At 70.9% G+C, this 10,697-nt stretch carries 8 protein-coding genes; 1 reads left to right on the top strand and 7 read right to left on the bottom strand.

All coding sequences use genetic code 11. The features are described 5' to 3' along the window. Positions 1–88: 88 nt before the first annotated feature. The 7 genes from OOT08_RS15545 to OOT08_RS15515 form a co-directional block, all read right to left on the bottom strand. Positions 89–1,330 (bottom strand): MFS transporter, encoded by a 1,242-nt coding sequence (locus tag OOT08_RS15545; protein ID WP_325093752.1) that lies wholly within the window; start codon positions 1,328–1,330, stop codon positions 89–91. 171 nt (positions 1,331–1,501) lie between these two features. Continuing rightward, positions 1,502–1,921, bottom strand: coding sequence for a nucleoside-diphosphate kinase (gene ndk, locus OOT08_RS15540; RefSeq protein ID WP_325093751.1), 420 nt, complete (start codon positions 1,919–1,921; stop codon positions 1,502–1,504). 70 nt (positions 1,922–1,991) lie between these two features. Further along, positions 1,992–2,450, bottom strand: a complete 459-nt coding sequence (locus tag OOT08_RS15535) for a DUF4233 domain-containing protein (protein ID WP_325093750.1) — start codon at positions 2,448–2,450, stop codon at positions 1,992–1,994. Continuing rightward, positions 2,447–3,781, bottom strand: a complete 1,335-nt coding sequence (locus tag OOT08_RS15530; protein ID WP_325093749.1) for a bifunctional folylpolyglutamate synthase/dihydrofolate synthase — start codon at positions 3,779–3,781, stop codon at positions 2,447–2,449. Before OOT08_RS15530 ends, OOT08_RS15535 begins: the two co-directional genes overlap by 4 nt. Positions 3,782–3,784: 3 nt before the next feature. Further along, positions 3,785–7,075 carry an isoleucine--tRNA ligase gene (gene ileS, locus OOT08_RS15525; RefSeq protein ID WP_325093748.1) on the bottom strand — a complete coding sequence of 1,097 codons (3,291 nt, stop codon included), beginning with the start codon at positions 7,073–7,075 and terminating at the stop codon, positions 3,785–3,787. Positions 7,076–7,330: 255 nt separating this feature from the next. Further along, positions 7,331–8,380, bottom strand: a complete 1,050-nt coding sequence (locus tag OOT08_RS15520; RefSeq protein WP_325093747.1) for a DUF1648 domain-containing protein — start codon at positions 8,378–8,380, stop codon at positions 7,331–7,333. Next, the gene (locus OOT08_RS15515; RefSeq protein WP_325093746.1) at positions 8,377–8,727 is read right to left on the bottom strand and encodes a GntR family transcriptional regulator; all 351 of its coding nucleotides are present in this window, start codon (positions 8,725–8,727) and stop codon (positions 8,377–8,379) included. Before OOT08_RS15515 ends, OOT08_RS15520 begins: the two co-directional genes overlap by 4 nt. Positions 8,728–8,921: 194 nt before the next feature. Here OOT08_RS15515 and OOT08_RS15510 point away from each other — a divergent pair, with 194 nt between their 5' ends. Next, positions 8,922–10,592, top strand: a complete 1,671-nt coding sequence (locus OOT08_RS15510) for an ABC transporter substrate-binding protein (protein ID WP_442916270.1) — start codon at positions 8,922–8,924, stop codon at positions 10,590–10,592. Positions 10,593–10,697 lie beyond the last annotated feature (105 nt).

The raw sequence follows: 10,697 nt of genomic DNA, 5'->3' as shown, positions 1-10,697 counted from the left end.
GACGCGGCGGACGATGCGGTGGTCGAACTCATGGGTTGCTCCCTGTCGCGCCCCGAGGGGCGAGTCGTCGAGGACTGCTTCGGTGCGGTTACCGTACCGAACGAATGGGGATGACCGCCAGCCCCGCGAGGAAGACGAGCACCGCGGCAACCGGGAACAGCCAGACATAGCCGACGCTCACCGCGATGACCCCCGCCAGCGCCGGGGCCACGGTCTGCGGAAGGGTCGCCGCGATATTGATCACCCCGAGGTCCTTCCCCGCTGCGGCCTGATCGGGCAGCACCTCCGAGATGAGCGCGGTGTCCACGGCCTGGAAAATGCCGAAGCCAAAGCCCGCGAGCGCGCCGAAGATGATGACCCCGGGCACCGTTGGCATCGCGAGCGGCAGCCACATCGCGCCCGTGAGGATCATCGCCGAGGCGAAGACGAAGACGCGCCGCCGCCGCAGGCGATCGGAGAGCGGACCGGAGATCACGGTGCTCAGGAGCACGAAGACCGCCCCGGTCCCCGCGATGACCGGCACGAGGACAATCGCCTCCGCCAGGCTGAGGCCCACGATCTCCTGCAGAATGTAGAGCAGGTAGGTCATGATGAGCGAGTAGCCCAGGTTCAGCAGCAGCCGCCCGAGGAATGCCCAGACGAAGTCCGGGTGCCGCAGCGGCGCGACCCAGGAGCCAAGGAGCGCCGCCCGCGCGGACAGGGGCGGGACCGCGTCGCCGCGGTTGTCCGCGTCCGGGTTGAGCACGCTAAAGCCGAGCAGGGCCGCGAGGGCGATCCCGCCGAGCAGGGCGGTGCCGAGTGCGATCCGCTCGGAGAACACCGCCCCGAAGACCTGTCCCCCGAGCATGCCGAGCATGAGCCCGAGCCCGGTCGCGGCCGAGAAGGTGCCGCGCAGGGCACGGGGCACCCGGTCCGGGAGCACCGCGCTCAGGGGGCCCTGCGCGAGGTTCAGCAGGATTTGCACGGCCACCCAGGCGGCGAGCACCTGCGCGATCGTGCGGCCCTGGCCGAGGAGGACGAGCGCCGCGGCCCCGGCCGCGCTGCCCCCGACCAGCCAGGGGGTGCGCCGCCCCCAGCGGCTCCGGGTCCGATCGGAGAGCAGCCCGGCGAGCGGCTGGGCGATCATGGCCGCGAGCGCGCCGACCGCGAGCACCAGCGCCAGGCTGCGCTCCTTGCCCGCGGGGTCGATGCCCTGCACGAGCACCGCGAGGAGCACGGGGGGCACGGCGCCCCAGACGAGAAACAGCGCCAGGTTGACGGGCGGCAGGCTCACCAGCAGGCGGCGCAGCGGGCCAGGGGGGATGCGGGGTGAGGGCTGGGCTGGGGACATACGGGCCTCCGCGGTCGTCGGGGTGACGAGTCTCGCGGTCGTGGCTGGCCGGTTTAGCGTAGCCCCGATCCGGCTCCGCCGCTAGCGGCGGGGCGCACACGCAGCAACGCCCCGGACGGGGACGTCCGGGGCGTTGCGGTGGCGCGGGTGTCGCGGCTGGGGGCTGGGTCGTTACTTCCCGAACCAGAGGGCCAGCTCGCGCTCGGCCGACTCGACCGAGTCGGAGCCGTGCACGAGGTTCTGCTGCACGGCGAGGCCCCAGTCGCGGCCGAGGTCGCCGCGGATGGTGCCGGGCGCGGCCGTCGTCGGGTCGGTCGTGCCGGCGAGGACGCGGAAGCCCTCGATGACGCGGTTGCCGGTCAGTCGGATCGCGACCGTGGGGCCGGACTCCATGAACTCGATGAGCGGCTCGTAGAAGGGCTTGCCCTCGTGCTCGGCGTAGTGCTTCGCGAGCAGCTCGCGGTCCGCCTGCACCAGCTTGAGGTCGACGAGGGAGTACCCCTTCGCCTCGATCCGGCGCAGGATCTCGCCGGTCAGGTTACGGGCGACGCCGTCGGGCTTGACGAGGACGAGTGTCTCTTCAACGTGCATGTGGGACTCCTTCTGCTGCGTGCGGGGGTGCCGACGAATCGGCGCGATTCCAGTCTAGGGCGTGCGCGTCTCAGGCCGGGGCCTGGCCGAAGCGGGCGGCGGCCTGCCGATCCATCCGCGCACCGGTGATCATGCAGTACACCCAGAGGGCGGTGAAGATCACGGCGACGATGACAAACATCGGCAGGATGAAGCCCGCGAGGAACATCGCGAGGTGCACCCCCCAGCCGATCCAAATGCCGAGCTTCGTGCGCATCGTGCCGAGGGCGATGATGATGAGCAGGCACAGGGCGAGGCCGCCGTAGATGCCGAGCTCACGCGGCTGCACCGCCCCGAGGCCGAACACCGTCATGCCGCCGAGGAACACCACGAACAGCTCGAAGCCGAGCACGATCGAGGCGAGCGCGCGCTGCGTGGAGCGGCGGCCCTTCGCCGAGCCGGACAGGCGCATCGCGGAGTTGTGCGCGATGGTCTCCGACGGGGAGAGCTTCAGTTCTTCGTCGTCCCCCGGCAGATTCGCGTTGGTCATTCGTTCCATCCTTCGGTTTCTGCGTGGGCGAGTGCCTCGCCGACGAGGACGATCGAGCCGCACACCAGCACGCCGCGGCCGGGCTCACGGGCGGCCCAGTCCCGGGCCGTGTCGAGGGCGTCGGGGACGCCCTCCCAGGTGGCGACCTCGAGGTCGGGGGCGACGCGGAGGGCGATCTCGGTGAGGTCGTCCGCGGGGATGGACCGGGGCGAGGAGCTCTGCGTCGTGACGAGCAGATCCGCGATGGGGGCGAGCTCGGCGATGACCCCGGCGGCGTCCTTGTCGGACAGCGCCCCGAAGACGACCGCGAGCCCCGTGAACTCGAAGGACTCGCGCACCGCGGCGACGAGGGCGCGAGCCCCGTGCGGGTTGTGCGCGGCGTCCACGTACACGGGGGGCTCGACCCCGATCGGCTGGAGGCGACCGGGCGAGTCCGCGATGGCGAAGCCCGCCTCGATGATCTCCTCGCCGAGCGGGCGGTCCCCGCCGAAGAAGGCCTCGACCGCGGCGACGGCGACGGCGAGGTTCTGGGCCTGGTGCGCGCCGAAGAGCGGGGCAAGCGCGCCGGGGTAGTCCCCCGCGAGCCCGGTGACCGCGACGAAGCGGCCGCCAACGGCGACGCGGTCGTCCCGGACCCGGAAGTCCTCGCCCTCGACGCGCAGCTGCGCGCCCTGCTGCTGGGCACGGGCGCGCAGCTCGGCGAGCGCCTCCGGCGTCTGCGCGGCGGAGACCACCGTGGCGCCCGCGTCGATGATCCCGGCCTTGGTGCGCGCGATCTCGGCGATCGTGTCGCCGAGGATGCCGACGTGATCCAGGTCGATCGGGGTGAACACGGCGACGTCTGCGGTCACGATGTTCGTCGCGTCCCACTCGCCGCCCATGCCCACCTCGAGGATGATGACCTCCACGGGTTCGTCCGCGAAGACCGCGAGCGCGAGCACGGCGAGGGCTTCGAAGAACGTGATCCGGGCTTTGCCCGCCGCCGCGAGCTCGGCGTCCACGATCGAGAGCGCGGGCTGCAGCTCCGCCCAGATCTCCGCGAGCTTCTCCCCCTCGACGGGCTCGCCGTCGATGAGGAAGCGCTCCGTGAAGCTGCGCAGGTGCGGGCTCGTGAACAGCCCGGTGCGCAGGCCGGAGGCGCGCAGCAGCGCGGCGATGGCCCGGGAGGTGCTGGTCTTCCCGTTCGTGCCCGCGACCTGGATCACGGGCAGGTCGGCGTGCGGGTCGCCGAGCAGCTGCGCGAAGCGGCGCACGGCGTCGAGCCGGGGCTCGGGCGTGGCCTCACCCGTGCGGGTGAGCAGTTCTCGGAACAGGGTTTCCGCGGCGTCCATGCGCTACACCGCCTTGTCGAGGGAGATGACGAGCGCGGACTGCGCCCCGAGCAGGGCGGGCAGCTCGGCGAGCTCGGCCGCGTCGGCGACGCGGACGCTGACCTCCCGGCTGAGGGTCTCGCGGCCGATCAGCTCGGCGTGCGATTCGAGGGCGGCGGCTCCGGTCGCGTCGCTCGCGAGGGCGAGCCGGATCCGGTCGCTCACGTCGAGCCCCGCGTTCTTGCGGGCCTCTTGGATGGCGCGGATCGCGTCGCGCGCCATGCCCTCGGCCTCCAGCTCCGGCGTGGTGACGGTGTCGAGCAGGGCGAAGGCCCCGCCCGGCAGCAGGGTGATCGCCTGGGCGCTCTCCTGCCCCTCGGCGCCGACCGTGAGCGTCAGCTCGTACTCGGCGGGCTCCAGGGCGATGCCGCCCGCGACCACGACGCCATCCGTCTCGGACCAGTCGCCGGTCTTGGCTGCCTTGATCGCCTCCTGGACGCGCTTGCCGAGCCGGGGCCCGGCGGCGCGCGCGTTCACGGCGAGGCGGGATTCCACGCCGTGCTCGGCGGCGCTGTTCTCGGTCTGCGGCACGAGGACGACCCGCTTCACGTTCAGCTCCTCGCGGAGAATGTCGGCGAAGGGCTCCAGGAGCTCGGGTCGCTCGGTGACGACGGTCAGCGTGGCCAGCGGGAGGCGCACCCGCAGGCCGCGCTGCTTGCGCAGGGCGAGCGTGCTGGACACGGTCTGCCGCACGGCGTCCATCGCGGCAACGAGCTCGTCGTCGGCGGGGAATTCCTCGGCGTCGGGCCAGTCCGTGAGGTGCAGGCTTCGTCCGCCCGTGAGCCCCTTCCAGATCTCCTCGCCCACGATCGGCATGAGCGGCGCGGCCACGCGCAGCACCGTTTCCAGCACGGTGAAGAGCGTGTCGAAGGCCTGGCGGTGTTGCGCGTCGGCCTTCGTGCCCGCCCAGAAGCGGTCGCGGGAGCGGCGCACGTACCAGTTCGTGAGCACCTCGGCGAAGTCGCGCAGCTTAGCCGCGGCCATGGTGGAGTCGAGCGCGTCGAGCTCCGCCGTCACCTCTTCGATCAGGGTGCGCGTCTTCGCGAGGATGTAGCGGTCGAGGGGGTCCGTCGAGGTGACGGAGCGCACCGCGTCCACGCCGTCCGCGTTCGCGTAGAGGCTGAAGAAGTAGTAGGTGTTCCACATGGGCAGGATGAACTGGCGGACGCCCTCCCGGATGCCCTCCTCGTTCACGATCAGGTTGCCGCCGCGCACGACGGGGCTCGCCATCAGGAACCAGCGCATCGCGTCGGAGCCGTCGCGGTCGAAGACCTCGTTGACGTCGGGGTAGTTCTGCAGCGACTTCGACATCTTGTTGCCGTCAGAGCCGAGCACGATGCCGTGGCTGATCACGTTTTTAAACGCGGGGCGGCCAAAGAGCGCGGTGGCCAGGATGTGCTGGGTGTAGAACCAGCCGCGGGTCTGGCCGATGTACTCCACGATGAAGTCGGCCGGCTGGTGCTTGTCGAACCACTCCTGGTTTTCGAAGGGGTAGTGCGCCTGCGCGAAGGGCATCGAGCCCGAGTCGAACCAGACATCGAGCACGTCGGGGATGCGGCGCATCGTGGACTGCCCGGAGGGGTCGTCGGGGTTGGGGCGCGTCAGCTCGTCGATGAAGGGCCGGTGCAGGTCGTCCGGGCGCACCCCGAAGTCGCGCTCCAGCTCGTCGAGGGAGCCGTACACGTCCACGCGGGGGAACTCGGGGTTGTCGCTCTTCCAGACCGGGATGGGTGAGCCCCAGTAGCGGTTGCGGCTGATCGACCAGTCGCGCGCGCCCTGCAACCACTTGCCGAACTGGCCGTGCTTGACGTTCTCGGGCACCCAGGTGATGTCCTCGTTGAGCCGGATCATGTCGTCGCGGATATCCGTGACGCGCACGAACCAGCTCGACACCGCCTTGTAGATCAGGGGGTTCCGGCAGCGCCAGCAGTGCGGGTACGAGTGCTCGTATGAGGCCTGGCGAAGCAGCCGGCCCTCGTCGCGCAGCTTCCGGGTGATGCCCTTGTTCGCGTCGAAGACCTGCTCGCCGACGAAGTCGGGCACGCTCGGCAGGAAGCGGGCGGCCTCGTCAACGGAGAGGATCGTCGGGATGCCGACGGCGTCCGCGACCTCCTTGTCGACCTCACCGTAGGCCGGGGAGATGTGCACGAGGCCCGTGCCGTCCTCGGTCGTGACGTAGTCGGCGGTGAGGATCTGCCAGGCGAGCTCGGTGCCCCACTCGGCGGTGTCCATGAAGTAGTCGAAGAGGGGCTCGTAGCGCACCCCGGCAAGCTCAGCGCCCGTGACGGTTGCGGTCACGGCGGCCTGCGCGGCGGTGGCGTCCTCGTAGCCGAGGTCCTTCGCGTGCGCGCCGACGAGGGCGCTCGCGAGCAGGAAGCGCTCGGCGCGGGCCGTGACCTCGCCCGGGCCGGCGGGCACCACGGCGTACTCGACCGCGGGGCCGACCGCGAGCGCGAGGTTCGTGGGCAGGGTCCAGGGGGTCGTCGTCCAGGCGAGGGCGGCGACGCCGTCGAGGCCGAGGGCCGCGGCGCGCTCCCCAGCCAGGGGGAAGGTCACGGTCACGGTCTGGTCCTGACGCATCTGGTACACGTCGTCGTCCATGCGCAGCTCGTGGTTCGACAGCGGGGTCTCGTCGCGCCAGCAGTAGGGCAGCACCCGGTAGCCCTCGTAGGCCAGGCCGTCGTCATAGAGGCGCTTGAACGCCCAGATGACGGACTCCATGAAGCCGATGTCGAGGGTCTGGTAGCCGTTCTCGAAGTCCACCCAGCGGGCCTGGCGGGTGACGTAGTCCTGCCACTCCTCCGTGTACTTCAGCACCGACTCTTTCGCCTGGGCGTTAAAGGCGGCGATGCCCATCGCCTCGATCTCGCTCTTCTCGGTGATGCCGAGCTGCTTCATCGCTTCCAGCTCGGCGGGGAGGCCGTGCGTGTCCCAGCCGAAGCGGCGCTCGACGTGCTTGCCGCGCATGGTTTGGTAGCGCGGGAAGAGGTCCTTCACGTAACCCGTGAGCAGGTGCCCGTAGTGCGGAAGGCCGTTCGCGAAGGGCGGGCCGTCGTTGAAGACCCACTCCGGGGCGCCCTCGCGCTGGTCGATCGACGCCTGGAAGGTGCCGTCGGCCTCCCAGAAGGCGAGTACCCCGCGCTCGATGGTGGGGAGCTTGGGCGAGGGGGTCGGCGCGGCGGCGAGGCCGAAGGCGGCGCCTGCGCGGTCGGCGCCCGACGGGTCTGCGTGGGCGGGGGTCTTGGGGTACGCCATGTGGTCCTTCGTTCCTCGGTGTCCGGTGATCCGTTGTCCGGTGCTGCTCGGCCGAGGACGAGCCGAAGCCCGCGGTACCACCCCGCTTGCCGCCCGGGGGCGGCCACTCATTGTCAGGCGCTGACGGGCCCACCCGCCCGGGTCTAGTGGACCGGCCGGGGCCGATCGTTCTTCCGGGGACTCCCCGGTGATGGCCGGATCGCAGTCGTTGCCGCTATTCTACTCACCTTCCTGAGCGTTCGCGCCCCGGGGCGCTCACCCGCCGCTCAGCTCCCGGCGATAGCTCTCCAGGACGCTCGCCGCGGTCTCCGCGTCGGCGAGGGTGACCAGGAAGCTCGTGCCGTTGCGGCGCGTGACCTCCAGCGCGGGACCCGAGCGCAGGATCACCCCGGTCCGTCCGCCGGAGGCGCGCCGATACCCAAAGCCCCCGTATTCGCTGATTCCCTGCACCCGGACCACGCGCACCCGGTCGATATCGGCGATCGGGATCCGGACGCTCGGCCAGCCGAGCGGGTGGCGCACCGTGAGCCCGGAGCGGTCGCAGGTGACCCGCCAGACCCCGACGAGGAACACCCCGGTGACGGCGATCAGGGCCGCGGCCGCGACGACGACGAGCTCGGTGCCCGCGCCGCGTCCCACGCCGAGGACGAGCGCGGTCCCGAACACGGCCGCGGGCACGAGCGCCAGGCCGATCATGCCGAGGCGCGGGAAGCCGATCCGGGCGGACCAGGCGAGCTGCTGGCGATCACTGCGGGGCAGCGGCACCGGGGTCAACGGTTCGGCCTTCGGCAGGGTGCTCTTGGGCAGCCAGGCGCGTCCCGCGAAAAACACCGCGAGCGCGAGGGCCGGGGTGACCAGCATCGTCAGCAGCGGGTTCTCGACGGACGCGGCCGGGGCCGGCCGGTCGAGCTGGCTGCCCGCAATGCCGAGGATCACGAGCCAGCCGAGCAGGGTGAACGCCGGGGCCATCGCGACGGCGGTGCGGGCGTCCGAGCCGTAGCCGCCGTCCGCGGTAACCGCGCGGGCGTGCCAGAGCCCGATTCCGAGGCCGATCGCGGTGAACAGCGCGGGGAGCATCCAGAGCATCGCGGGATCCATGGTCGAGGTCGGCTGCCCGGAGAAGTCCCACTGCCGGACGACCCGCTCGGGCAGGCGCGGCATCCAGAGCGTCAGGACAACCGCCCCGAGCAGGCTGATGAGCGCCGGGGCTGCGACGCCAAGGACGAAGGCCCGAAAGCGGCTCCGGCGCTCGCGCTCGAGGACGGCCGGATCGTCGCCGGGGACCGGGGTGCGAGCGGCGCTCACGAGCGGGTGTCCCGGAGGAGGGCCGCGAGGGTGCGGGGAGAGATGCCCTGAGCGCCGGCCTCGGCGACCATCGCTTCCAGCTGCTTCTCCAGGGTGCGATACCCGGTGACGCGCTCGGTCACGGTGGCGCCGCGCCCGCGGCGCAGTTCGATGAGCCCCTCGTCGCGCAGGTCCTGATAGGCGCGGAGCACGGTGTGCACGTTCACGTTCAGGGACTCGGCGAGCTGGCGGGCCGGGGGCAGCTTCTCCCCCGCGGCGAGGTCACCGGCGAGCGCGGCGATGCGGACGCAGCCCGCGATCTGCTCGAAGATCGGCTCGGCCGAATCTGGGTCGATGCGAAAGAACACGGGGCCTCCTGCTCACGTTGCACCGCGGTCGTGGGGAACCGCGGTTGTTCTGGTACAAGTATAACAACTTTTCCACCGCCCCGCGTGTGGCATACTTGAACCAGCTCCCCGAATATATGTACTGAGTACATTTATTCAGCGCAGGAACCGACCTGCGGCGAGCGCCCCCGCATTTCTCACGCCTGGAGGCCAGCATGGTACCCCGTTCCCCCCGTTTGTCCGTCGTTTCCGGCCGGACCGCTGCGGCGTCGCTCACGGCCGCGTGTGCGGTGTCGGTGCTCGTGTTGACCGGGTGTGCGAGCCCGGGCTCGGAGGCGGGGTCTGGGCCGGGGGGTTCGGAGGCGACCCTGGTGTACGCGACGGGGGATGCGGAGCCGACGTGTTTGGATCCGCACGTGGGAGGGAACTATCCGCAGGCGCTGCTCAGTAGCCAGGTGTTGGAGTCGCTCGTGTCGCGGGATGCGTCCGGCGCGATGATCCCGTGGTTGGCGTCGTCGTGGGAGACGAGCGCGGACGGGCTGACGTGGGACTTCATGCTCCCCGAGGGCAAGACCTTCACGGATGGGACGCCGGTGGACGCCGAGGCGATCCGGGCGAATATTGCGCACCTGCAGGATCCGGAGACGGGCTCGTCGACGGGGTATCTGGCGGTCGCGCAGATTGCGTCGGTTGAGGCGGTGTCGCCGACGCAGGCGCGGTTCCATCTGACGCGTCCGGATGCGGCGCTGCTGGAGTCGCTCGCGCAGCCGTGGAACGCGATCCAGTCCCCCGCGGGGATCGAGCGGGGCGCGGAGGAGAACTGCTTGGCACCGATTGGCACTGGCCCGTTTGTGGTGTCCGAGTGGCTGCCGCAGGATCGGATCGTCCTGACGCGCAACGACGACTTTACGCGGGGGCCGGAGGACGACTCGGGCTCCGGCGTTGCCGGGGTTGCGACGGTGGAGTGGCGGTTTCTCCCGGACAGCGCGACGCGCTTTGCGGCGTTGCAGAGCGGGGATGTCGACATCATCGATAACCCGCTGCCGGAGCAGATCGAGCGGGCGGAGTCGGATGACGCGCTGGGGCACCTGGATGCACCGCGCCCGGGGGCGAGTAATCGGATCGAGTTGAACAGCGGCAAGGCCCCGTTTGATGATGCTCGGGTGCGGGAGGCGTTTGTCGCCGCCGCGGACGTGGACGCGGGGATTGCGTCGTTGTTTGGGGACACCGCGCCGCGTTCGACCTCGGCGCTGTCGAGCACGGAGCCGCTCGCGGTCTCGTTCCCGGAGGTGTACGCCGGGGACGCGGAGCGGGCGAACGAGCTGCTGGACGAGGCGGGCTGGACGGAGCGGAACGCAGACGGCGTGCGGGTGAAGGACGGGAAGACGCTGACGCTGGAGTTCCCGGTGAGCACGAATCAGTCGGTGCCGGCGGAGCAGGCGCTGTTTGAGCAGATCCAGGCGGCGGCGGCCGGGGTGGGCTTTGAGGTGCGGCTGAGCCTGTTGGATCTGTCGTCCTGGTACGCGGCCCTGGCGGAGCACAACTACAACCTGGTGAGCGCCCCGTACACGAAGGTGGGCCCGGATGTGCTGCGTTTCCTCTTCCACTCGGACAGCACGGTGCCCGCGCCGAGCGGGTACTTTGCCAATAACGCGCAGGTGACGCTGCCGGAGTTGGATGCGGTCCTCGAGACGCTGAGCCGCTCCTCGGATGACGCGGAGCGGGCTGCGGCGGCCACGGAGGCGCAGCGGATCGTGGCGGAGGGGCACTACCTGCTTCCCCTGTATGACCAGCAGAATCACTTCCTGTTCGGCGCGGGGGTCGAGGGGCTGCGGGCCCTGCCGACGGTGAGCACCCCGGTGCTCGCGCGCGTCACGGTGCAGTGACCTCTGGGGTGCGCCGGGCCCTGTCGCGGGTTGCCGGGGCCGCGGCGGTGCTCCTGATTGTGGCGACGCTGGCCTTTTTTGCGCTGCGGCTCATTCCGGGGGATC

The sequence above is a fragment of the Leucobacter sp. M11 genome (assembly GCF_035726885.1).
Taxonomy (GTDB): domain Bacteria; phylum Actinomycetota; class Actinomycetes; order Actinomycetales; family Microbacteriaceae; genus JAPFRB01.
Note: the sequence above shows the minus strand (reverse complement) of the source record. Positions and strands in the feature narration are given on the sequence as shown.